Source organism: Rhodospirillaceae bacterium (assembly GCA_018660465.1).
Lineage (GTDB): Bacteria > Pseudomonadota > Alphaproteobacteria > Rhodospirillales > JABJKH01 > JABJKH01.
On the sequence record JABJKH010000056.1, the window covers coordinates 72,978 to 95,128 of the forward strand.

22 protein-coding genes are annotated in these 22,151 nt (G+C 52.0%); 11 read left to right on the plus strand and 11 right to left on the minus strand.

From position 1 onward, the window contains the following. Window positions 1–184: 184 nt before the first annotated feature. The 3 genes from HOM51_08665 to HOM51_08675 form a co-directional block, all read right to left on the minus strand. Window positions 185–883: a glutathione S-transferase family protein gene (locus HOM51_08665; GenBank protein ID MBT5034581.1), complete on the minus strand. Its 699-nt coding sequence runs from the start codon at window positions 881–883 to the stop codon at window positions 185–187. Window positions 884–998: 115 nt separating this feature from the next. Next, window positions 999–1,910: an outer membrane beta-barrel protein gene (locus HOM51_08670; GenBank protein ID MBT5034582.1), complete on the minus strand. Its 912-nt coding sequence runs from the start codon at window positions 1,908–1,910 to the stop codon at window positions 999–1,001. A gap of 261 nt (window positions 1,911–2,171) precedes the next feature. Beyond that, window positions 2,172–2,501 (minus strand): hypothetical protein, encoded by a 330-nt coding sequence (locus tag HOM51_08675; GenBank protein MBT5034583.1) that lies wholly within the window; start codon window positions 2,499–2,501, stop codon window positions 2,172–2,174. A gap of 479 nt (window positions 2,502–2,980) precedes the next feature. On the opposite strand from HOM51_08675, the gene HOM51_08680 reads away from it, so the two are divergent. Together HOM51_08680 and HOM51_08685 are read left to right on the plus strand one after the other, a co-directional pair. After that, window positions 2,981–3,190, plus strand: coding sequence for a cold-shock protein (locus tag HOM51_08680; GenBank protein MBT5034584.1), 210 nt, complete (start codon window positions 2,981–2,983; stop codon window positions 3,188–3,190). Between the two features lie 4 nt (window positions 3,191–3,194). Beyond that, entirely contained in the window at window positions 3,195–3,377 is a 183-nt protein-coding gene (locus HOM51_08685; GenBank protein ID MBT5034585.1) for a hypothetical protein, read from the plus strand. 110 nt (window positions 3,378–3,487) lie between these two features. Here the strand turns inward: HOM51_08685 and HOM51_08690 are convergent, their stop codons facing one another. Both HOM51_08690 and HOM51_08695 read right to left on the minus strand, forming a co-directional pair. Beyond that, on the minus strand, window positions 3,488–4,276 hold the full coding sequence (locus HOM51_08690; GenBank protein MBT5034586.1) for an SDR family oxidoreductase: 789 nt from the start codon (window positions 4,274–4,276) through the stop codon (window positions 3,488–3,490). A gap of 576 nt (window positions 4,277–4,852) precedes the next feature. Continuing rightward, a complete protein-coding gene (locus HOM51_08695; protein MBT5034587.1) occupies window positions 4,853–5,761 on the minus strand; it encodes an ABC transporter permease in 909 nt (302 codons plus the stop codon). Window positions 5,762–6,025: 264 nt separating this feature from the next. Here HOM51_08695 and HOM51_08700 point away from each other — a divergent pair, with 264 nt between their 5' ends. Beyond that, the gene (locus tag HOM51_08700) at window positions 6,026–6,514 is read left to right on the plus strand and encodes an OsmC family protein (protein MBT5034588.1); all 489 of its coding nucleotides are present in this window, start codon (window positions 6,026–6,028) and stop codon (window positions 6,512–6,514) included. A 75-nt stretch (window positions 6,515–6,589) separates the two neighbouring features. Next, window positions 6,590–7,252, plus strand: a complete 663-nt coding sequence (locus HOM51_08705; protein MBT5034589.1) for a sel1 repeat family protein — start codon at window positions 6,590–6,592, stop codon at window positions 7,250–7,252. Here the strand turns inward: HOM51_08705 and HOM51_08710 are convergent, their stop codons facing one another. The 3 genes from HOM51_08710 to HOM51_08720 form a co-directional block, all read right to left on the minus strand. Then, window positions 7,253–8,758 (minus strand): hypothetical protein, encoded by a 1,506-nt coding sequence (locus HOM51_08710; GenBank protein ID MBT5034590.1) that lies wholly within the window; start codon window positions 8,756–8,758, stop codon window positions 7,253–7,255. Window positions 8,759–8,976: 218 nt separating this feature from the next. Next, entirely contained in the window at window positions 8,977–11,193 is a 2,217-nt protein-coding gene (locus HOM51_08715; GenBank protein MBT5034591.1) for a GAF domain-containing protein, read from the minus strand. A gap of 203 nt (window positions 11,194–11,396) precedes the next feature. Next, entirely contained in the window at window positions 11,397–12,497 is a 1,101-nt protein-coding gene (locus tag HOM51_08720; GenBank protein MBT5034592.1) for a hypothetical protein, read from the minus strand. Window positions 12,498–12,773: 276 nt separating this feature from the next. Between HOM51_08720 and HOM51_08725 the strand changes: the two genes are divergently transcribed. From HOM51_08725 to HOM51_08750, 6 genes are all read left to right on the plus strand, one after another. Beyond that, entirely contained in the window at window positions 12,774–13,448 is a 675-nt protein-coding gene (locus HOM51_08725; GenBank protein ID MBT5034593.1) for a response regulator transcription factor, read from the plus strand. A gap of 235 nt (window positions 13,449–13,683) precedes the next feature. Continuing rightward, window positions 13,684–14,016, plus strand: a complete 333-nt coding sequence (locus HOM51_08730) for a response regulator (protein ID MBT5034594.1) — start codon at window positions 13,684–13,686, stop codon at window positions 14,014–14,016. 207 nt (window positions 14,017–14,223) lie between these two features. Beyond that, the gene (locus HOM51_08735) at window positions 14,224–14,484 is read left to right on the plus strand and encodes a hypothetical protein (GenBank protein MBT5034595.1); all 261 of its coding nucleotides are present in this window, start codon (window positions 14,224–14,226) and stop codon (window positions 14,482–14,484) included. 396 nt (window positions 14,485–14,880) lie between these two features. Next, entirely contained in the window at window positions 14,881–15,462 is a 582-nt protein-coding gene (locus tag HOM51_08740) for a response regulator (GenBank protein MBT5034596.1), read from the plus strand. A 97-nt stretch (window positions 15,463–15,559) separates the two neighbouring features. Beyond that, window positions 15,560–16,318, plus strand: coding sequence for an SDR family oxidoreductase (locus HOM51_08745; GenBank protein ID MBT5034597.1), 759 nt, complete (start codon window positions 15,560–15,562; stop codon window positions 16,316–16,318). Continuing rightward, on the plus strand, window positions 16,318–17,976 hold the full coding sequence (locus HOM51_08750; GenBank protein ID MBT5034598.1) for a hypothetical protein: 1,659 nt from the start codon (window positions 16,318–16,320) through the stop codon (window positions 17,974–17,976). The genes HOM51_08745 and HOM51_08750 overlap by 1 nt, the downstream gene beginning before the upstream one ends. 73 nt (window positions 17,977–18,049) lie before the next feature. Here the strand turns inward: HOM51_08750 and HOM51_08755 are convergent, their stop codons facing one another. From HOM51_08755 to HOM51_08765, 3 genes are all read right to left on the minus strand, one after another. Continuing rightward, entirely contained in the window at window positions 18,050–18,658 is a 609-nt protein-coding gene (locus HOM51_08755; protein ID MBT5034599.1) for a DUF2497 domain-containing protein, read from the minus strand. A 276-nt stretch (window positions 18,659–18,934) separates the two neighbouring features. After that, window positions 18,935–20,392: a TolC family outer membrane protein gene (locus HOM51_08760; GenBank protein ID MBT5034600.1), complete on the minus strand. Its 1,458-nt coding sequence runs from the start codon at window positions 20,390–20,392 to the stop codon at window positions 18,935–18,937. Window positions 20,393–20,509: 117 nt separating this feature from the next. Then, window positions 20,510–21,160 carry a protein-L-isoaspartate O-methyltransferase gene (locus HOM51_08765; protein ID MBT5034601.1) on the minus strand — a complete coding sequence of 217 codons (651 nt, stop codon included), beginning with the start codon at window positions 21,158–21,160 and terminating at the stop codon, window positions 20,510–20,512. A 333-nt stretch (window positions 21,161–21,493) separates the two neighbouring features. Between HOM51_08765 and HOM51_08770 the strand changes: the two genes are divergently transcribed. Next, window positions 21,494–21,988 carry a BLUF domain-containing protein gene (locus tag HOM51_08770; GenBank protein ID MBT5034602.1) on the plus strand — a complete coding sequence of 165 codons (495 nt, stop codon included), beginning with the start codon at window positions 21,494–21,496 and terminating at the stop codon, window positions 21,986–21,988. Window positions 21,989–22,151 lie beyond the last annotated feature (163 nt).

A 22,151-nucleotide genomic window follows, 5' to 3' on the forward strand; every position in this document is an offset into this window, starting at 1 on the left:
TGAGCATCCTTCGAGACGCGCTTAAGTAAGCGCTCCTCAGGATGAGGGAAATAGGGGGGCGCCGCCTCAGGATGAGGGAAATAGGGGGGGGCGCCGCCTTAGGATGAGGGCGGGGGTTCTTCGCCAGCGCTTTTAGCGCTGCTCTGGATGAGGGTGAGGGTGAGGGGGAGGTTCTAAATTCCCCCTAACCCTTCCGCTCATACTGCGTAGACCCGAAGTAGTTTTCTAAGGTTTCTTTGTCCGGCGCGCCGACTCTTTGTTTGTCGGACAGGATTTCTTTGCCTTTTTGCACGGCGGGGCGTTCGCCGATGACGTTGAGCCATCTGAGCACGTTATCATGTCCCGCGATATCGAGGCCTCGGCGTTCGTAGGAATGCATCCAGGAATAATTGGCGATGTCGGCAATTGTATAGTCATCCCCGGCGAGATATTCCGATGTCGCCAAACGGGTTTCAAGGACACCATAAAGCCGCATGCATTCGTTGGTATAGCGTTCAACGGCGTAGTCGATCTTTTCCGGGGCGTAGTGGGTGAAGTGCGCGTATTGACCGAACATCGGTCCGACGCCGCCCATCTGGAACATCAGCCATTGCAGGGTGTCATGGCGACCGACTGGGTCGCTGGGGATCAACTGGCCGGTTTTTTCCGCGAGGTACAGCATCATCGCGCCGGTTTCAAAGACCGCATAGGGTTTGCCGCCGGGGCCGTCTTGGTCAACTAGGGCGGGGATTTTATTGTTCGGGCTGATTTTTAAGAACTCAGGGTCGAACTGTTCCCCCCGCGTGATATTTACGACGTGTAGATTGTAGGGAATGGCGAGTTCTTCCACGGTAATGTGAAGTTTGAGGCCGTTTGGCGTCGGCCACGAATAGAGATCGATCATAGTGACTCCATTTATGTCGGGATTGTTGACGTGATTCTGAGGAAAATAGATCACGAAATAGGCCAGCCCGTCCAGCGCGTATCATGGAGTCAAATCTCGCCGTGTGCGCCGATCTCTAAAACCCCTGCATCACCCCGAGCGTAAAGTTATGGCTGTGGAATTCGGCGTCGACGGTGCTGAAGGTTGGGTCCAGGGTGGCGAAGAACCTGTAGTCACCTGTAAGCGATAGCTTGGGCGTTATGGCGTAGCGCATTCCGGCTGTGGCCTGATAGGCGAATTCGAAATCGTCAGACCCTTCTGAGCTGAGATACGCGCCGCCCACCCCAAGGCCAAGGTAGGGGCTAAGTTTTCCGGAAGTTGGGACGTCGTAGTAGGTGTTTGCCAAGAATGACGTGGTGTCGATTGATCCGTCGACGCTGCCTGAGATCGACGCGCCGGCAAAACTAAGGGTTGCTTGGTCGAACGTATGACGGCGAAAGGAGACTTCAAATTCCGAGCGAATATTATTTCCAACGGGACCGCCAACGGCCCCCCGGACCGCGAAGCCGGGATCGAAGGTCAATTCACCCGTAAGACCCGACACGAGCGACGTGGTTAAACTCGCGTCCTGCAAAATAGAAAGACCCGCACCGAAGGCAACATAGGCCCCTTGTTTGTTCTTTCGCCGACTTGGAGCCTCAGCTGCTTGAACCGGCGCTTGGAAAGCAGGCTCTTCCATTTTTTTTGGGATCACAGGCGCTGGAGCCTGGACCGTAGGAGCCTGAATCGTAGGAGCCTGAATCGTTGGAACTGGGGGCGGGGGGGTGCTTACGACGGGTGCGGCCGGTTGCAGTGGCTGAGGCGGAGGCGGCGCGAAACGAGGGGGGGCCGGGGGCTGCGTTGGAGGTGCCGCTTGAAAATCATTTCCCATAGATGACTGCCACTGATTAAGCATCGGCGTCATGTCATAGAGCGGTGTCGCGGTTGTCGGCTGTGCGTATGATAAAAACGCGGCAGCGCTAACCGATAAAAAAATTCGGATTGTCATTTGATCCCTCCCCAGGGCCAGCTTTCCTCAGCTGTTTAACGATTTTTATTTGATTTAATTACTTTGTTACAAAACAGCTAATCATGACTAATTATTACAATGCAACCATAAATTTATGTTACATACAATGGTGTTCAACTAATAATTTAGCGATGGGGAGTTTGTTTCTGAGGTTGATGTGCTGCCCATATCATTTGAGACGCGCTTAAGTAAGCGTCCTCAAGTTGAGGACGCGCAGGCTTGACCCTTCTCTAAGCTCGCCTACCGCGTCGATTGAAGGTTCAACGCCGCTGCCGGGTTGGATTGCGTCATCCAGGTTACGAAGGCGTCGAGGTCTTTTTGTTCTTTGAATTTGACCCGGCAGGTGACGAATTGGTCGCCGGGGTCGTCTTCGAAGGGGCCGGTGCTCCATTCGCCGGAGACGTTGTCGATCAACCACATGAAGACGTCGTAGAGGAAATTGCCGTTGGCGCTGTAGAAGCTATTGAATTTGTCGTTCTGATTTACAGCTGAGAACGCCGCGATGGACACGCTGCGGGTCTTTTTTTGTAAGTGAGAGTTATCAAACATGGGATGCACACTGGATGCCATTCTGGCACCTCCTGTTACTCATCCCCCCAAAATTTTATACACCAGTCGCCAGCGCTTTTCTGCGCCTTTGTGATGAGTATACGTGGGGTTCGTTACTGATGTGTTAACCAAGTGGGGGAGGCCGCTAGCCTTATCAGCCACGCATCAATTTTTGGACCGCGGGCCAGTACTGTACGATCGCCCAAAGGAGGCCGACGATGCCCAAAAGATAGACCATCGGCATGACGATACCGGGCCATAAATTTTGGGCACGACAAAGGTACGGTAAAATATTGGTCTTAAGAGGACTCCAAACCGAACCTGGAGGGGCTTATTTTTGATGTCTCGGGCCTCAAATTAGGGCTCTGGAATAAAGTAAGCTGAGGCGCGTTATAATGTAATTTCCCATAACCTATTGATTTTTGATACAAAATGCTTTTTATTGATGTCCGGATGCGTCACATGCGGCGCTCTGAGTCTAAAAAAATAGGGAAGATTCGATGAGTACAGGTACTGTTAAATGGTTCAACCCCACAAAGGGGTATGGTTTCATTGAGCCCGAGGATGGTGGCAAAGACGTTTTTGTCCACATTTCTGCTGTTGAACGCGCTGGCCTGTCTTCACTCCGTGAAGGCCAGAAGATCGAGTTCGAAGTCGTTGCCGGTCAAAACGGTAAGTCTTCGGCCGAAAATATCGTTGCCAACGATTAAGTGAATGGCGCGCAAACCGAACTACGGTTTTGATCGTCAGGAACGTGAGCGTAAAAAGGCTGCTAAAAAAGCAGCTAAGCTCGAAGCAAAACGGGAGGCGAAGGGCGTTGACGAGGATTCCTCGGACGCGCCTTCCGCGGGTTTGCCTAACGACCCAGCCAATATGGCCGAGCCGACTGGCGACTAGCTTTTGTTAGACCATTTAAGGGACGCTAATACCGGGGGGTGTTAACGGACCCTTTTTTGCGTCTATGTGGCAGAGGTATTAACGGGGGCTCAGCGGCACAATTCGGCTCTCTAAAACAACCCCTTACTCATCCCGCCATCGACGGCCAGTACAGTCCCGTTCACATTACCTGACGCATCGGACGCCAGGAAGGTGATGACCCGGGCGACTTCATCGACTTCGCCCAAACGACCAAGCGGGATTTGCTGGCGAAAGCCGTTTTCCAGTTCTTCTGGCGTGGTGTTGTTGGCTTTGGCCATGTCGGCGAACAAAGTCATGATGCGCGCACTTCGGGTTGGGCCGGGGTCGACCGCATTCACAAAGATGCCATCGCCGCCGTATTGCTGCGACAAACCTTTGTTGATTGCCATGAAAGCCGCGTTGACAGCAGAAGCGGGCAGGGCTTGTTTCGCGGGCTCACGACCAAACATGCCGATCACGTTTACGATGCGACCGTATTTGCGTTCCTGCATATGCGGGATTACGGCGCGGGACAATTTAACCGCACCTAAGAATTTAAGTTCGAAGGCGGTGCGCCAAACTTCGTCTTCAACGCTGAGAAACTCACCGCCTCGTGCAGCCCCAGCGGCGTTAACGACGATATCGACCTGTCCGAACTGGTCTAGGGCCGCGGCAACGATCTTATCGCCGGCAGCGTCTTCGGTGATGTCGATGGCGAAAATCGCCGCCGTGCCATCGTCTGCTTCAATTTCCGCCTTGACCGAGTTTAGATCATCTTCGTTGCGTGCGGTCAGGAATACTTTCGCTCCCTCTGCCGCCAACCGCACGGCAGCTGCCGCACCAAGTCCTTTGTTTCCACCAGAAACAATGGCGACTTTGTCCTTTAATCCGAGATCCATGAGAGGTTCCTATCTGCCAATAATTTCATTTTCGGCAGGGTCATCAATCATAGGTTTCGAGTCAACGATTCAACCGCGGTGATGCCGGGTTTGTGATTAAGAAGTCGGCTTGTAAATTGGAATGGGACAAATTGGCCTGAGAGAACAAGCCTGAATTAAGAGGAATACACGTTGATTAGGCGGAGGCTACTTCCCTTGCCAGAATACCAAGTTTGACAGGACCGCGCTGTCGTTTGCCTGGCGGTCGGTCGGCCGGCAGTCCTTTCTCTGGGGCGCAGGTGTGGTTAACGTGACTCCCGCGGCCTCAGCTAGCTCTCGCTGGGTCAAACCAGACGATGCCTGTGACATCTTTAAAGTCGGAGGTAATACTGTGGAGGTGCTCATCGTAATCCCTCTAATGCTCAATTCCAGATACGTGACTAGTATTTAATCTAACGCACTATTGTGTAAGGCGTATTTCCGGGGTGTGAATGAGGTGTGACAATATATTTCTAAGGTGGAGGGGGGAATATTTCTAAAGTGAGGGCTTGGGGAGGGAATTCACGGTTAAAGATGTGAACTGCTGCTTCGTCGGGCCTAGCGGATGCGCATCTTCGGATCCAGGATGTCGCGCAAGGCGTCGCCAAATAGATTGAAACCGAAAACCGCAAGGCTGATGGCCACACCTGGCCAAATTGGCATCCAAGGTGCGCTTTCGGCATATTCCTCAGCACCGCCCTGCAGCATCAGCCCCCAAGATGGTGTCGGCTCCTGCAACCCTAAACCGAGAAAGCTTAAGGTCGCCTCTAAGAGGATTGCGTCGCCGATATAGTACGTCAATATGATAAGAAACGGTGCCATCACATTAGGCACCATATGGCGGAGAATAATCCGCGCGTGGTCGAAACCGAGTACGCGGGCCGCATCCACATATGGCAATTCGCGAATGGCAAGCGCGTTGGAACGCACGACCCGTGCGCAGAGAGCTATCTTGACGATGACAATAGCAAGGATCACGTTCTGAATGCCGGTACCCAGTATCGATACAATGGCCAAGGCAAGAATGATCAGCGGGAAAGCCAGCATCACGTCCATGACGCGTTGGAAGATCAGATCGAACCTACCCCCGAAGTAGGCGCTGGTAACCCCCAGCACGAGGCCTATTGAAGCCCCTAGGAAGCCTGCCGTCAGACCAATGAACAGTGCCGTCCTTGCACCGTAGATGATACGGGTCAATATATCGCGCCCGAATTGATCAGAGCCAAGGAGGTACTGATCCCCTGGTGCGGTTAACATGTCTTCAAATTTGGCTGCCTCGGGATCATAAACGGTGATGAAATCAGCAAAAACAGCCATCAGCATCATGATGATGATGGTGGCAGCGCCTGTCGCGCCGAGCGGTTGTTTGCGGACGAAGTCGATTAACACCCTGCGGCGTAATTTTTTCTCTGGCGGCACCTCGACGTCGGACTCGACGACAGCTGGATTGCTAATATTAGGGGGCATCAATTATCAGGGTGCTCCTGCAGCGTCATATACCGATAAGTGCCGGAGTTGGAAAACGAGCGGTAAGTTCTGATCCCCAATAACAAAGTTCTTTATGGATTAAAAAATATGAATTAGAAACCCTGATTACGCATCATCCGAAACGCCCCGTTCTGATCCTTTCAAAAAGTAAAAGGTGAATGATAGGATGGTGCCTATGTTAAAGGGTTTTATCTAAATTCACTAAATCCAGTTTTTATAGAAGTATCTACAAAGGAACGATCCATGGCTGTTGCGAAAATGAAAGAAGTTGTCGGGCGCACGTTACGTGTTGCGAGTTCAAGTTGTGTGCCGGGCGGTGTGCGCTGTGAAGTCGATGTCGGCGGCGGACACACGGTTATCACCGATGAACCCATTCCGCGAGGGGGAACCGATACGGCGACATCGCCCCTGATGTATTTAACGACGTCGCTCGGGTCCTGCCAGACGGTGCAGATCATAAAGGTGGCGGCAGCCATGCGCTTTAAACACGGTGCGATCAATATTCGGACAGAGACTGTTACCGATACGATCGACGGCATCGAAGGAAATTCAAAAGGCGTTATGCACTTTGTCGGTGCGAAGTTGGAAATCGAAATTGAAACCGATGAATCGCCAGAGAAACTGAAACGACTTGCCGCGTTGTCGGAAGACCGTTGCCCGGTTGGCCGATTGTTTGCGGATGCCGGGTTTGAGCCTGAGTGCATTTGGACAGCCATACCGATGCCTGCATAACCCCACCAACCCGCCACCCAAAAAACCATCCCACATCCTTTCATAACGTAAATGAAGGATGATAGGATGGGGCCTATGTTAAGGGTTTTATTGATTGTATTTGGCTTAGGGGCAGCGCTGCCTGTTTTGGCAGAGCCAATACCCGTGGCTACCTACGAACAGGGTATGACGGCGCTTGAGTCAAAGGACTATCCGTCTGCCCTCCGCATCTTCCGCAAGGTGGCCGCGACGAAGGAAGTTAAGCAGAAGTATCGCCATGCGTTTTATCGGCTGGGGATGATGTATTTGAAGGGCGTAGGAGTAAAGAAGGATGAGCGGGAGGCGTATCGGCTTTTAGAAGCTGCCCAGCCGCTTGATGAAGAAACCAAGACTCATGGTCCCGCTGATGCTTGGTACCAAGTTGCTGTCATGGATCGCGATGGTATTGGGACAAATAAGGAGATTTCTACGGCATCAATTGGTTTAGCCCGCGCCGTGGCCCTGGGTCACAAAAAGGCTGCATTTGAAGCGGCGATGCTAGCGCTTTATGATAATTCCCACCTTCCCAATTCCATGCAAAGACATGATCGAATTTACGCACTCAGGATGCTTTTTATCGCGCGAATGGATAACGACGTGCGCGCACTTCCCGTATTGGTTCGCCACTGTAAGCGATTAAATGCAGAGGAAATTGCAACGGCACGGGAAGACGCGCAAGCATATTTTAAAAAGGATGTTCGACCTAAGCTTGTTTGTTAACTACCTTCGGTTGTTGGTTAGTTTCGTCGCGTTTTGAAGCGCACGCTTAACAAGGCTCTCATACGTTGCCTTGCCCACACCCTCAGTGGTATCAGGACTTTCCCCGCCCTTCTGGCGAGCGATAAACTGTTTTGCTAAATTCTCGAGGATTTTCTCAGACTCTTGACCAAATGATTTCTTAGCTCGTTTTTTAAGCCCCTCCGGCAACTTATCCCTCAGCACCTTTGGCGTCAGCTTCGCGGCGATATCGGTGAGGCCTTCGGCAGCTTTTTTCTTGGCCACGTTGCCGATGGGTTTAAGAGGGTTGGCGATGGCAGCTGCCGCTTTGGCGGCTTTTTCTTTAGCCCTCAGCGCCGTGTTTACACCGAGGGTAGCTTGTTCTCGGGCGCTTAGATTTTTGCCTGTTGCCGCTTTAGTGGCAATTTTCGCTGCGCTGAGCTTGGCCTGTTTTGCTGCGAACTTCGTGAAAAAGCTGCGTCCGCCGCTGAAGGTGCCTTCGATGATGTTGGTGAGCAGGGTTTCGTCTTTGGCTTTGAGTTGTTTCTCGACATTGCGGACGATTTGGACAATTTCAGATTCTTCGAACCCGGCACTGCGTGCATTCAGGGTAGCGGCGAGCTTGGCGACGTCGGCGGGGAAGTCTTTGATGTCACCGGACTTCAGGTATTTTTTATAGCCGTCAATCGTATGGCCCAACTTGTTCCCGCTGTCGATATCGCGGAACAGCGAGGAGATTTGGCGCTGTATGCGGATCTGGCCGGATTTAGGCAGCTTCCCCGCACCCAGGATATTGCTGCTTAAGGTGTTGAGCGTGGCAGCAGAGCGTTTCAGCGCATCCGACGGCGCATTGATGACCAGAGCCACGGTGCCAAGGGACCCACGCGCCGCAGCCTTGCCGCTCTCGATGGCGGTGTTCTTGAGTATTCCAGATCGATCCCGCAAGCGTTGGTTTGCGGGGTTAGGCGCGTCAGGTGCCCGGCGGGCAGCCGCGCGCGTTGCTTCGTGGAGCAGCATTTTTTGTTTCGCGGTGAAGCCCTCAATCGTTTTGGCTTTGTCGTTTGTTGGGAGGTTCATAACCCGTTGACGAATTTGTTCGCCGGTTTCCAGTGGGGTTTTCTTTGGAGGCTTGATGGGGCTGTAGCCGTTAAAGTTATCTTGGATTTGGCTTTGGCGCTGTTCAGTGCTGGGCTTTTGACTAGGTTTTGTCACGGGAGCAGGAGTGACTTTCGGCTTGGCTAGCGAGGGTTGGTCGCTGGATTTGGGAACTGTGATCGGGGCAGGTTCTACTACGGGTTCGGGGGTCAGGGTTTGTTCGGGGGCCGGGACCTGTTTCGGTGCCAAGGCCCGTCTGTGTGCTTTTGGGTTATGGACGAACAGCGACATCGCTGACTCGTTGGGCGAGGCCTCAGATGATTGCGGGGCCGCTTGTGATACTGGGACTTTAAGGAGGCTGGCCCCTGGTTGAGTGCTGAGGGGGAGTTCGTCTTTTTTGCTGATGTTCGCCATTCGAATTTTCCTTGGTACGTTTAAGCGTTGAGTCCCCCCTTTACGGTAGTGTTTTAGAACCACCGGGAGAAATGTACGAAAAAATCGTACAAATGTCAACGACTAATGAAAGTTCGGTAAGTGCATCATTTTCAACGATAATTTGGCGCATGCGCAGGGCTGCGCGAGCACTACCAAGCGTTTGTACGAAAGAATTACCTGACGGAATAGAGAGAGAGTTACTTACTCGTCATCACAAACACGCCGTTCCAGTCTTCGGGCGGGTTTTCTTTTATGTGGTCGATGCGGTCAATGTACATTAGGGGTAATTTATCTTCAGGGTTAATTTTCATGCATTCTTCAAATGAATGAATGGCCTTGTCCCAGTCGCCGGCGCGGTACTGCTTGCGGGCTTCGTTAAATTGATTAACCGCGTCCATCAAGTTGGGGAAGGTTTCGTCCGTATGGAAGTCGAGGACTTCATATACGCCGACCGGTTCGGTCTTTCCTTTAACCACCACATCGTCAATGTAGCGGGTGCGGTAGGTGCCTTTGAGTAGATCGAAAGTGTATTTGCTGATCAGCAACTGTGCTGAATATTGCTTACACGCACTTTCCAAGCGGGCGGCGAGGTTCACGCCGTCGCCGATCAAGGTGTAATCCATCCGTTTGGGCGAGCCGATGTTGCCGCTGACCACGTTGTCGGTGTTGAGACCGATGCCCATCTTCACAGGTTTTAAGCCGTTGCCGTGGCGGACCGCGTTCCATTCTTCGAGTTCCACAAGCATGGCGATGGACGCCCGAACCGCACGGTCTTCGTCATCATCGTGGCCGATGGGCAGGCCGAACGCCGCCATGATGGCATCGCCGATGAATTTATCCAGCATGCCTTCTTCGCGGCTGATGCAATCGACCATAATCGTGAAGTATTCGTTCAACAGCGCAACCGTGCCTTGTGCGCCCAATTCTTCGGTCAAGGTCGTGAAACCGCGTACATCGGAGAATAAAACAGTCGCGGTGGCACTTTTACCGCCCAGGGGGTCATCGCCGCCGTCGCTCATCATCTGTTCGGCAATGCCCGGGTCCATATAGCGCGACATGGTGGACTTCATGCGCTTTGCGTCACTGATGTCTTCGATCATCACCATGGCGCCGAGTTTTTTGTCTTCTGAACTGATCAGCGGCATGACGGTGACGTTGGCGTTGACTTCCTCGTCTTCCTCCCCCACGACTAATTCGGCATCCATGAAGACTGCTTGTTCCTGGGTTTCATCGACTTGATTGATCTTATCCATGTTCCATTCGTTGCCGCCGGTGAAGAATTCGACCGCCATTTTGCCGATGATGTCAGATTGATGGGTTTGTAGAATGCGCAGGCCTGCTGTGTTGCAGGTAACAATCTTACCGTCTTCGTCGGTGGTGATCACCGCGTTTGTCATACTTTGCAGCATGCTCTCGTTATAGTTCTTCATGTTCTGAACGTCGTTGAACAGCTTGGCGTTTTCGAGGCCGATGGAGGCCTGGGCGGTGAATGCTTTCAGGCGCTGTTCGTCTTCGTCGGTGAAGGGGCCGCCGCGCTTGTTCAGCACTTGGGTCACACCAATGACGTGGCCGGACTTATTCACCACCGGCACGCAGAGGATGGAGCGGGTGAAGTAGCCGGTTTTTTTGTCGAAGGCCGGGTTGAAGCGCAGGTCCGCATACGCATAGGGAATGTTGACGGTTTTACCAGAAGTGAAGACGGCCCCCGCAATGCCCATATGGTTGGGCAGGCGGATCTGTACGGAGTCCAGGCCTTCGCCGACTTCCGACCACAGCTCGTTGGTTTTCTCATCATTCAGGAACAGGGTTGATCTGTCAGCCTTCAGCATTCGTGTGGCTTCGGTCATGACCTTGCGGAGCAGGGAGCTCAGTTCGATCTCTGAGGTAACATCTGCAACGATGTCGAGGAATTCCATTTCCTCTGCCCGGGTCTTCTTCATTTTCTCGATGTACTGGGTGCTTTGCATGGCGACGGCGGCTTGCATCGTCATCGCTTCCAGCAAATCCATGTCGTCTTCGGTAAAATGGCCTTCGTGCTTGTTCAGGGCCTGGGCGACGCCGATCAGTTCACCCTTCACGGTCTTGATCGGGGCGCAGAGGATATTGCGGGTTTTAAAGCCGGTCTGTTGGTCAACGGTGCGATTGAAACGTTTGTCGGCGTAGGCGTCATCAATGATCGTGCCTTCGCCGGTGGTAAACACGAAACCAGCAACACCTGAATTGTTCATGATGCGAATTTCGCGCCACGATTCGCCTTGGGCAACGCGGGAATAAAGCTCGCCGGTTGCATCATCGTTGAGGAAGATGGTCGAGCGTTCGCATTCGGTCTCTCTGGTTGTGACTTCTACCAAGGTGCCTAAAATCTCGTCGGTCGATTCGATGCCAGCAACCTGCTTGGAAACATTCAGCAGCATTTCCGCACGATGCAGCCTTCTATCACCAGGCTTGGAATTAGCGCTCCCAGAATTGGCATCGGCAGAATCGGCATTGGCAGCTTCGGCCTTGGCCGTCTTCGCCCCGCTGCCACCGTTTTCGGACTTGCGTTTTTTGGTCGTTTTGCTTTTGACCACTACATTTGCGGCTTTAGCCATTTCCTACCATCCTCGTTGTCGCCCTGCTAAGTTTGATCTTCCGCTATTTCTGACTTTTCTTCCAGCTTTTCGCGCAACGCCGCGATGGAGTCGCGCAGCTGTTTCTGTTCATCGTTGGCGAGCCGTTCATTCTCGTGCAGAGTCGTTTCATATTCAAATTGATTTTTTTCCAGCGATTCACGAAGGGTTGAGACGGCTTCCTTCAATTGAACGATTTCGCCGCTGGAATCGGCGACGGTTCTTTGCACGCTTTCTTCTTTGTCGATGCGGAGCTTTTCCAACTCATCGCGCAATTCTGTCACCATGGCCTTAAGCTGGACGATTTCACCCGAGGCCGTGGCTGTGGCTTGTTGAACGCTTTCTTCCTTATCAATGCGGAGTTTTTCCAGCTCATCGCGCAACCCGGTGATCATCGCCTTAAGCTGCGTGATTTCGCCTGAGGCCGTGGCCGTGGCTTGCTGAACCGCTTCCTCTTTATCGATGCGGAGTTTTTCCAGCTCATCGCGTAACCCTGTGATCATGGCCTTAAGCTGCGTGATCTCACCGGCGGCGGAGGCTGTGGCCTGTTGGACAGCTTCTTCCTTGTCGATGCGGAGCTTTTCCAGTTCATCGCGTAGGCCTGTGATCATGGCTTTAAGCTGAGTAATCTCACCGGCGGCGGCGGCTGTGGCTTGCTGGACAGCCTCTTCCTTGTCGATGCGGAATTTTTCCAAACTGTCGCGCAGTCCAGTGACCATATTTTTAAGCTGGGTAATTTCTCCGGCACCCGCTGCAGTGGCTTGCTGGACGGCCTCTTCTTGATCGATGCGCATGCGTTCCATTTCGTCCCGCAGGCCACCGACCATTTGTTGCAATTGGGTTACTTCGCCGGCGTTGGACGCAACAGCGGTTTGCACGCTTTCTTCCTTGTCGATGCGCATGGCCTCAAGGGATTCACGCAGCGCCGAAATGGTGCCTTTGAGTTGCACGATTTCCCCGGCGTTTGAGGCAAGAGCGGCCTGCACCGCCTCTTCCTGTTCAATGCGCGTGACTTCTAGCTCGGCACGAAGCGCTTCGATCGTTTTCTTCAGATGACGATTGTCGATCTGGGCCGCATGCTCTTCTTCAGTATTAGAAGTGGTTTCCATTACCCTTCCGCTGCTCCTTCTTGCGGAGCGCGTTCCCCAATCCCTTCATTTTCAGAACCTCTAGTTTCGCCAGCAGGGTAGACGGCGTCAAGGTACTGAAATACTTAAATTTACCCCAGTTTGTCTTAAACATCACAGCCAAAATTAATCCGAATAATTCTGTTGCTATTTAGATTAACATGAAAATGGCTTATATGCATAAATGTGGTATTATGCGAACTTCAATTAGATATAGACTTCGATGCTTGCGACTCAGAAATTTGGAAAGATACTTTAATGCGGCTTCTTTTGGTTGAAGACCACCTTTCCTTCGCGATGTACATAAAAAAAGAGTTGGCTAAGGAAGGGTTTACTGTCGATTGCGTCGGCACCATTAGTGATGGCGAAGTTGCAGTAAAGACGGTCGATTACGACGCCATGATTTTGGATCGGGGGCTGCCGGATGGGGACGGCCTAAATCTGGTGCGTGAACTGCGGGAAAATGGGGATGCCACGCCGATTTTGATCCTAACAGCCCGCGATAGCGTAGATGACCGGGTCGAGGGTTTGGCCAGCGGCAGTGACGATTATTTGCTGAAGCCCTTCGCCATGAAGGAATTAGTTGCCCGTATTCGGGCGTTGCTTCGGCGTCCTAAAAACGACCTTGGGCTGTCGCTGACCGTGGGTAATATCGCCCTGGACCCATCGTCCCGACAAGTCTCAGTCGAGGGTGTGACGATCCGTTGTCCTCGCCGCGAGACCGGTATTTTAGAAAACTTATTGCGGAGTAAGGGGCGGTATATTTCCAAAGACGCCTTGCAAGACAAAGTTTATGGATTTGGCGAAGAAGTCACCTCCAACGCGGTAGAACTCCAGGTTTCGCGGCTCAGAAAACGGCTGAAGGACGCAGGCGCGGATGTTCATATCATAAATCAGCGCGGAGTCGGCTATTGTTTGGGCGACGATTCCTGACCTGAAGCTGTAACCGTTTGAAAATATTATTGTATTTAGACAGAATTTCGACAGTCCTGGTGTGTAATCTGCTCCCATAAAATTTCCTTATCTTAAATCATGCCCACTTTGGAGTGTGTTAAGGGCATCCACATCTACTGAATCCGTGGCTTAAGATTTTGGAGTTTGGGGGCAGAGAACTATTGGAATGATACATCGTGTGATGATTGTGGAACCTGATCGGCTACACATGAAAATGTTAAATGACATTTTGGTGGCGCGAGGGTTTGAAACGCAAAAGGTTGATGACCCTGGTAACGCCCTTGCTTTGGTGCGTCAACAAAGGAGCGACTTGATGTTGGTGAGCCTTGAGTTTCCCGATGAGGGGGGCTTAGAGCTGATCAGGTCGATTAAAAGCGATCCTAAGCTAAAGAACACAATGCCGGTGATTGTCGTGTCTGATTTTGCGTCAAGTGCGGAAATGAAACTCCTGCATCAATCGGATTGTTATGACGTCATTACCAAACCTGTTGATCTCTCTCAATTGTTTTCCGCGGTCGAAGGGTGCCTAGGCCTAAGAGCTTCCTGAAATAGGCTGCTGGGAAGGCCAAAGTTTAAAAATTTCTGACGTCTAGGTTTCTGTCGTGTTCCTGTCGACTGCTTAGATTTCATTGATATTCAAAGGAAAATTTATATCGATTTTAATACACACTTGTGGAATTTTACTTGCAAAGGTATTTTAATTCGCGCAATTAAGGCATTCGCGATTTGGTCAGAACGGTGAAAAGTAAACCCGATGGTAAGCCCTGCGGATTTTGAGAGTAAAGACGACATTGATGGGCGTGCGCAGCTCGAGGAAGAGGACGAAGCGCGCAAGCGGCGTGCAGTCATCCGTCGCAATGCCCGTTTGGCGAAGGAAGCCGCGGACAAGAAGGCGCGCGCTTCGGCTCGATTGCGTTCTGCAGGTATTTGGTTCTTGGTCCTTTGCATAACCTTCATTGCTGTCGCGTGGAACTGGAAGATCGTCTACAAGACGGTTAAGGGACTGACCAGTTAGTCATTTTCCCGACTTCTGTTTGCTAGATAAGAATCTTTCTAATACCCCTGAATAATGGAACTGAAACCGGATCACCCTATCGTGATACGATGTGACGGGTCGTGCGTTGGTATTTCAGCGTCCCGGGGAGTAAAATTTTTCTGTCGCAACCCATTGCGATTTTCCTCCGTGGCAGGGGGGCGTAAAGAGTAAAATCTTTCGCCCCCTTGTTCCTTCTCTTTTAAAATTCATTAAAATCCAAGGTCTTGGCTTCTACTTAATGTGTAAGGGCGCAGCCAATAATTGACGATCAATCGTCTATGGACTGGACAGGTTTCTGCTTTAAGTAGATATTATCACAATGATAAATCAAATGCTGGTTGGAACGGCATTGGACCAAACAGGTGTAAGGCGCAGATGACCGACTATAATCTGGAACGTTTGAACTTCCTTGTCGTCGACGATAACAAGCACATGCGTAATTTGGTTAAGTCCATTTTAGGCGCGCTTGGTGTACGAACGATTATGGAAGCAGCGGACGGTGCGGATGCGTTGAAGGAACTTCGTCATTTCGCCGCCGATATCATTATTCTGGATTGGAATATGGACCCGTTGGATGGGCTGGATCTAACCCGCATGATCCGCCAACCTAACGACAGTGCCAATCCGTTCGTGCCGATCATTATGTTGACCGGTCACACAGAAATGAAACGCGTGATCGAAGCCCGGGACTCAGGCATCAATGAATTTCTTGCCAAACCGGTTTCCGCTAAACGACTTTATGAACGCATTAAATCTGTGATCGAAAAGCCAAGGTCGTTTATCGAGGTTAAGGGCATGACGGCCTATTTCGGCCCAGATCGTCGGCGTCGCCCAATGCCGGGGTATAAGGGGCCTGAACGCCGGAAAGATGAGAAAGGGGCTGTCAGTGATGGTCCCCAAGAAGGCGACGGCGGCAAAATGTCGCAAGATGATTTGGATTCGATGTTCGATTCTTGATATCTCCCAAATTTAAGTATTCTAAATTTTTTCGCATGGTTTGGACGGGGAAGCTGGTTTAACTTGTCCGGATAATAATTCTGCGGGAAGCTAATTCATGGATTTACAACTAGCCAGAAAGCGATGCTTGGTCACAGGCGCAAGCCGTGGACTCGGGCGGTCAACGGCGGTGATGCTGGCGGCGGAAGGCTGCGCGGTCGCGGTGGTCGCCAGACGCGCTGAATTGCTTGAGGAACTCTCTTCAGAAATTGTCGATGCAGGTGGTGCCGCGCCGGTAATTATCGTCGCTGATGTGACGGATGATGGTGCGGTGGATGACATCATCAACGCTGCCAATGAAGGTCTGGGCGGTATCGACATTCTGATCAATTCAGCAGGCGGCTCCAGGCCGACATCCTGGGATGCGGCGGAAAGCGAATGGGAAGAAGGCATGGGCCTTAACTTCACCGCACTGCGCAGGCTCAGCACCGCTGCCATTCCCGGTATGCAGGAAAACAACTGGGGTCGGGTGATCAATATAACCGGTACCGTTGAACCTTCAGGCATGAACATCGCCAACGCAGCCAAATCGGCTGTACATGCCTGGGCCAAGGGACTATCACGCGACATCGCCAAGGATGGTGTGACGGTTAATTCCATCGCGCCGGGACGGCTAAAAACTGAACAAATTATGGAACGCCGCCACCCAGACCCGGCTGAACGCGAAGAATTCGCCGAGCGTAATATTCCGGTCGGATATTTTGGCGAAGCCGAGGATTTAGCCGTCCTGGCGGTATTCCTAGCGTCGCCCTTGGCACGCTATATCACCGGGGAACTGTTCCACGTGGACGGTGGAATGAAACGGTTTGCCCACTGATGAGCGATACGACACCTACGACAATCGGCGAGAAGATCGAAGAATTACGGGAACACGTCAAAAGCACCCCCGGTGATTCTCGTGCCCAGGCCCAGTTGGGCGACCTGCTGTATCAAGCCGGTGATCTGGACAACGCCAAGACGCACTTATCCATAGCGACGGCGATCGATCCTGGATTGGTCGGCAGTTATATCCAATTGGGCAACATTTGCATCCGCGATTGCGAATACTTCCGAGCCTTAGGGAGCTGGGGGGTGGCGCAGACATTTAAGCCGCAGGACTATATTCGTCTCAAAATGGCCATGGCCCTGCCGCCAATCGTTGAGAATTCAAACTATATAGCGATCATGCAGGCGCGTCTGGCGCAGTCGTTAAAGCTAATGGCGGAAGCTGAGCTGAACTTGGAAGCACCTGCTCGGGACAGTGCGACGTTATTTTACCTCGCCTATCACGGCTATAATGACCGTGCCTACTACGAGGCTTTGGTGAACATCTATTTGAAGTCGCGGCCTGAGTATGGTGCGGTTGCACCACATTGCGCGGAAGGTAGAGATAGAAGCAAAGAACCGCGGATAAAGATTGGTTTCGTTTCATCGTTCTTTTTTGATCATTCGATTGGGCGGTTGTTCAAAGGAATGATCATGGGCCTGGACCGTAAACGATTCCATGTCACAGTCGCCTTCGCGCCGCACCGTACCGATCACGTCACCGAAGAGATACAGCGCCGAGTGGACCGCACCATTCAACTGCCTTTGGAACTGGCCCCAGCACGGGAAAAGCTAATGGCCCAGGAACTGGACGTGGTGGTCTATCCGGAACTCGGTATGGACGTTTTTGCACTCTGCCTGGCCATGGCGCGGGTCGCCCCGGTGCAGGCGATGTCGTGGGGGCATCCGGTAACATCCGGCATTCCCAACATGGATTACTTTGTCAGCGCCGAAGATTTAGAAGGGCCGGGCGCGGAAGGTCATTACAGCGAAAAATTGTTTAAACTCAATACATTAGGGACCTATTATACGCGACCTAAGATGCCAGAATCGCCAAAAACGAGGGTCGAGTTTGGCATGGAGGAAAATATCAATTACTACATGGTCGCGCAGTATTTGTTTAAGCTGCACCCGAATTTCGATCAGATTTTAGGTGATGTTCTCAGGCGTGATCCCAAGGGACATATCTTGTTGGTGCACGGTGCCCGGCGGCGCTGGAGCGAGCTGCTGCTGGCCCGCTTCAAGAACTCAATCCCGCAAGTTGTTGACCGCATTCGCTTCGTTCCAAGCCAGAAGCACGAGGACTTTTTAGCGCTTATGGGGTGCGTTGACGTGAGCCTCGACATCCCCCAATTCAATGGCGGTAATACCACATTGGAAGCCCTGTCGATGGGTTTGCCGGTGGTGACAATGCCGACGGAATTTGCCCGTGGCCGGTATTGCATGTCGATTTATAAGCACATGGGATATATGGATTTGGTGGCCGAAACTCCCGAACAGTACGCCGAAATCGCTGTGCGTTTGGCGACCGACCCTGATTTTAAGGAACAAGCCAAGGCGCGCATCGCCGAAACCGCCCCCCGCGCCTTCGACAACAAAGAAGCAATTAGTGAATGGGAGCGTTTTTTTGTTGAGGCATGCGCGGAGAAGGGGATCGCGCCGCCTGAATAGAACTCAACAATAAAAAAGCCCCCGCTCGATTTCCGAGGCGGGGGCTTTTTTTATTTAAATTTCAAGCCAGGGACTAGTGCGGTAGCCCTTGGGCTCGGTTGATCATGCGATCAATTTCGTTTTTAACCAATCGTTCGATTAGGTATGGCAGATTGCGGTCTAACCATTCGCGCAGGATCGGGCGCAGCATTTCACGCACCATGCCCTCCAGCGTTACTGACGACCCAGACGAAATGTCCATATCGCGTCGGTCGATGATGGCGCGGGCGAGTTCTGCCAAGACATCCGTTGAAACTTGTGAGGTCATACCAGAAACCACATTTTCCGCGGTCGCTATCATTTCAGGCGTCAATTCAATGACGTCTTCAACCGGCGGTGGTGGTGGCGGTGGTGGTGGTGGCGCTGGTTCCGGCGCGGCCATAACAGGTGCCGGCTCTGGTTCTGGCGCAGGTGCCGGCTCAGGCTCAGGCTCAGGCTCTGGTTCCGGCTCTGGCTCCTCCATCGCTGCCGCCATATCCATTTCAGGTTCTGGCTCAGGCTCTGGCTCAGGCTCAGGTTCTGGCTCTGGTTCCGGCTCAGGCTCTGGTTCCGGCTCAGGTTCAGGGGCGGCTTCTGCTGCCGCTTCCTCCTCCTGCTCGTCCTTTGATAGTATTCGGCGAATAGAGGCTAGAATGTCCTCCATTGACGGTTCAGCACCGTCCTCGCCTGCTTGCCCATTTTCATCGCTCATAGATTTACTTCCCAGGTACTCCCGTGATTAAGGCGATTCTTAGGGAACAATACAAATAAATAGTTAACGCGCACGGGGTTACACGAAATAAATTGTACCACTAATTTGGAAAAATTAAGAGTCCCTGCGAAATTTTCGGCGAAAAAAACGCCAATTTCCAGGCGTTTCACTCATTTCGAAGGCAGATTATTCCGCTTTTTTATCGAAAATTCCAGATTTTATTTCCAGCTAATATTTTTTGGGCATCACTTTTTCGGCGTCATCATATCCGTCAGAACGGGGTTTCTCCTTAATTTCGCCGGAACTGGTGGTGCCATGCCATTTTTCGCGAGTTTCATTATAGTGTTTGAATGGATCATAAAGTTTGACGTCTAATTCAAGTTGCCGCGCTGTCAGTTGCCCGGTTGTTGCCTTAACCCAGAAAATTGCAACGGTCTCGTCACGTTGAGCACCAACCAAATTGACCTTGGCGTCCAACAGCTCTTGTTCTGCATCTAGAATGTCCAGCACCGTACGTGATCCAACGGCGGCTTCGCGCTGTACACCTTCGAGGGCAATTTCGTTGGCGTCGACCTGGGCTTGGAAGGATTCTATCCGCGCGCGTGCGGTCACCAAGGCTTGCCACGCCTGTGCGGCTTCTTCAACGACGTCGCGTGTGGCTTGGTCAATCAACAAGCGCTGTTGACCGGCGGTCTGTTTGGCTTGGCGGATGCGCGAATAGACAGAGCCTGATTGATAAAGCGGCACCGACAAGGTCGCGCCAATGGAACCTTCTGAGGCTTCACTGGTGTCGCTGGAACTCTCAAGCTTGTAATTCAGGGTGCCGTTTAGAGATAACGTCGGCAGTAACTCGCCTTCGGTCTCTTTCACATTGTCACGCGCCGCACGTTCATCATGAATGGCTGCTTTGACAGTGGGGTGTGCTTTTTCCGCCAGGGACAGAGCCGCCAACTTGTGTGCAGGTAGGTCGTTGGAGACACCCTTAGGTCGAACGAGATTCCCTGGGGCCGCGCCAATTATTTTTAAGTAGGTTGCCCGGGATGTTTCCAAAGAACCTTCGGCCTGAATTCGGTCCGCTGTCGCCCCGGACAGGCGCGCCTTGGCTTGGCTGACGTCTGTGCGGGTGATTTCGCCAACCTGGAAGCGGTCTTCGGCGGCTTCCAACTGGCGACGCAGGACTTGTTCGTTGCCAACGTTTAATTCCAGGATAGCCTGATCCCGCACGACGCCCATATAGGCGGTGGCGGCGTCCAAAAGCACACTTTGTTCGACATTTAACAGGCGGTTGCGCGCGGCCTTGATCGCATTTTCCGCAGCACTTAAGGCCGCGCGATTGCGAAAACCGCGAAATACAGGTTGCGAAACGGTCAATTCGACGCCGCGCGGGGATCGAACCGCGCTGGTATTACCGCCAGACCGGCTGCTGTTATAGGTGTTTTCCCGGGTAAAATCGCCAGACGCTTCCAAAGTCGGGCGCCAATTCGACAGCGCTTGGGGAACTTCTTCGTCAACGGCACGAAGCGAGGCCCGTTCTGCCAGCAGTGTCGGGTTATTGCTATAGGCTGATACCAGCGCGTCGGTCAGGCTTTGTGCCTTAACTTCTAAAGCCCCAACCAATACGACGGCAACCGCCACAGTGGTCAGAAAATATCCTGTTTTATTCTTGAAAATCACTAGCCGCCTCATAAGAAACCCGATCCCCCACCACACGGCACTTATCATAACGCGTGCGTTTGGCAATGCACGTCAGTCAATCCGGCAAGTCGTAAGTGGTTGAATCTAAATGGATAATCTAATGATAGATTAAAATACAAATTCGGGTTTTTGCTCAAAACCCGGCAGAATCGGGGCATTGGCATCGAACGCGTGTCGGCCGAATACCCCGCTGCTGGTCCGGGTGTAGATCATGCCGCGCCCAACCGTGGGTTCGGCGACAATCGCAACCAACCGTCCGCCTTCTGCCAATTGTTTCAGAATGGCTTCCGGAACCTCAGCCACTGCACCATTAAATAGGATCACATCGTAGGGCGCCTGCTTGGCGTAGCCTTTGTTAAGAGCTCCTGTCACCACGGCGACCGTATCGATGCCTTGGTCGGTGAGGGTCTCTACCGACGATGCCGCCAACGCCTTGTCGCTTTCCAACGCCACGACCGCATCGGCCAGCCGTGCGATTAAGGCTGCGGCATACCCAGCCCCGGAACCAACCACCAGGGCGATGTCTCCCGGCATGATTTCTGCAGCCTGGGTCAGGCGGGCGAGAGCCAGCGGTTCCATAATATGGCGGTCGTTTTCAAGGGAAATCGACGTGTCGATGTAGGCAATGCCCTTATACATCTCCGGCACATAGGCTTCGCGCGGAATATCGTCCATGGCTTCGATGATCAGTTCATCGGTGATCCGATTGGTCCTGATCTGGTTTTCAACCATGTTATGGCGGGCTGTTGTGGTGCTCATGGTGCAATGTCTTCTGCAAAATTTCCGAAATGCTCGGGAGTCCCGAACAGGGTTATTTATAATCTCCTGAGACCTTAAATACAATTCGGTTCGTTGAGAAGCCGGTGATGGCCACAACGAGAGCTAATGTCTTGCGTTGTTTTTATGCTGATGATGATCATATCGGCAATTTTATTTATTAAGATTCAGCTATTTATTGACTCTAAAAATAAGTTAACTATAAACGCTTGTTAATTAGCAGTTGATATGCGACTTTTTTGATAAAGTGAATCGTCCAAACACTAATTGGTTGCTGCTTCTTATGTGCGTGACGAACCAACGGGGGATGGTTAATTGACGAGGCTGTATCAGCTTGTTTTCACCAGCGCGGCAACGCAAGCGCTGGATGTTGGTGAGTTGTTGGAAATGCTTGAAAAGTCCCGGGAAAATAATAAGAAACACGGTGTAACAGGGGCATTACTATACCTTTCCGGTGTGTTCTTGCAGGTTCTTGAGGGCCCGAAAGACGACATTCTTCAACTGTATGAGTTAATTCAAAAAGACAACCGCAACAAAGATATCGATCCGATTAATGTTGGGCCGATCGAAAAACGTGAGTTCAAAGGGTGGTCCATGGGCTTTGCCGCGCCGTCTTTGGACCAAGTTCAAGACGTTGAGGGGTTCTCGGTGATCCGGTCCTCGGATGACTTTGCCCAAGTTTGTGTCGAGGATGCGGTCGTACCTGACATGGGATCGACGCTTGAATATTTCAAAAGATTTTATGATCGCTCCGTGGCGTGGTCTGGCGGGGAGTTGGACCATGAAGTGTGCCTGTTTATTGGCCGTTAATGTATAAGTGATTGGACAATCGATAATTCGTCAAATTTTCAAATATGCATCGGACCGCGATGGAACGAAACGTCACCGTACGCGATGTCGCGCAAGCTGAAATTGATGTCTCAACTTTGTCGAATAAGAAACAAAACGAGTCGACAACATCACGTTATTTCAG

Excerpts from the sequence above, each read along its gene's own strand:
- HOM51_08665 (MBT5034581.1), bottom strand. The coding sequence starts at position 883 with ATGATCGATCTCTATTCGTGGCCGACGCCAAACGGCCTCAAACTTCAC.
- HOM51_08715 (MBT5034591.1), bottom strand. The coding sequence starts at position 11,193 with ATGCTGCTGAATGTTTCCAAGCAGGTTGCTGGCATCGAATCGACCGAC.
- HOM51_08745 (MBT5034597.1), top strand. The coding sequence starts at position 15,560 with ATGGATTTACAACTAGCCAGAAAGCGATGCTTGGTCACAGGCGCAAGC.
- HOM51_08755 (MBT5034599.1), bottom strand. The coding sequence starts at position 18,658 with ATGGAGGACATTCTAGCCTCTATTCGCCGAATACTATCAAAGGACGAG.
- HOM51_08735 (MBT5034595.1), top strand. The coding sequence starts at position 14,224 with ATGGTAAGCCCTGCGGATTTTGAGAGTAAAGACGACATTGATGGGCGT.
- HOM51_08670 (MBT5034582.1), bottom strand. The coding sequence starts at position 1,910 with ATGACAATCCGAATTTTTTTATCGGTTAGCGCTGCCGCGTTTTTATCA.
- HOM51_08740 (MBT5034596.1), top strand. The coding sequence starts at position 14,881 with ATGACCGACTATAATCTGGAACGTTTGAACTTCCTTGTCGTCGACGAT.
- HOM51_08705 (MBT5034589.1), top strand. The coding sequence starts at position 6,590 with ATGTTAAGGGTTTTATTGATTGTATTTGGCTTAGGGGCAGCGCTGCCT.
- HOM51_08765 (MBT5034601.1), bottom strand. The coding sequence starts at position 21,160 with ATGAGCACCACAACAGCCCGCCATAACATGGTTGAAAACCAGATCAGG.
- HOM51_08675 (MBT5034583.1), bottom strand. The coding sequence starts at position 2,501 with ATGGCATCCAGTGTGCATCCCATGTTTGATAACTCTCACTTACAAAAA.
- HOM51_08690 (MBT5034586.1), bottom strand. The coding sequence starts at position 4,276 with ATGGATCTCGGATTAAAGGACAAAGTCGCCATTGTTTCTGGTGGAAAC.
- HOM51_08700 (MBT5034588.1), top strand. The coding sequence starts at position 6,026 with ATGGCTGTTGCGAAAATGAAAGAAGTTGTCGGGCGCACGTTACGTGTT.
- HOM51_08680 (MBT5034584.1), top strand. The coding sequence starts at position 2,981 with ATGAGTACAGGTACTGTTAAATGGTTCAACCCCACAAAGGGGTATGGT.
- HOM51_08730 (MBT5034594.1), top strand. The coding sequence starts at position 13,684 with ATGTTAAATGACATTTTGGTGGCGCGAGGGTTTGAAACGCAAAAGGTT.
- HOM51_08760 (MBT5034600.1), bottom strand. The coding sequence starts at position 20,392 with ATGAGGCGGCTAGTGATTTTCAAGAATAAAACAGGATATTTTCTGACC.
- HOM51_08750 (MBT5034598.1), top strand. The coding sequence starts at position 16,318 with ATGAGCGATACGACACCTACGACAATCGGCGAGAAGATCGAAGAATTA.
- HOM51_08725 (MBT5034593.1), top strand. The coding sequence starts at position 12,774 with ATGCGGCTTCTTTTGGTTGAAGACCACCTTTCCTTCGCGATGTACATA.
- HOM51_08720 (MBT5034592.1), bottom strand. The coding sequence starts at position 12,497 with ATGGAAACCACTTCTAATACTGAAGAAGAGCATGCGGCCCAGATCGAC.
- HOM51_08695 (MBT5034587.1), bottom strand. The coding sequence starts at position 5,761 with ATGCCCCCTAATATTAGCAATCCAGCTGTCGTCGAGTCCGACGTCGAG.
- HOM51_08685 (MBT5034585.1), top strand. The coding sequence starts at position 3,195 with ATGGCGCGCAAACCGAACTACGGTTTTGATCGTCAGGAACGTGAGCGT.
- HOM51_08710 (MBT5034590.1), bottom strand. The coding sequence starts at position 8,758 with ATGGCGAACATCAGCAAAAAAGACGAACTCCCCCTCAGCACTCAACCA.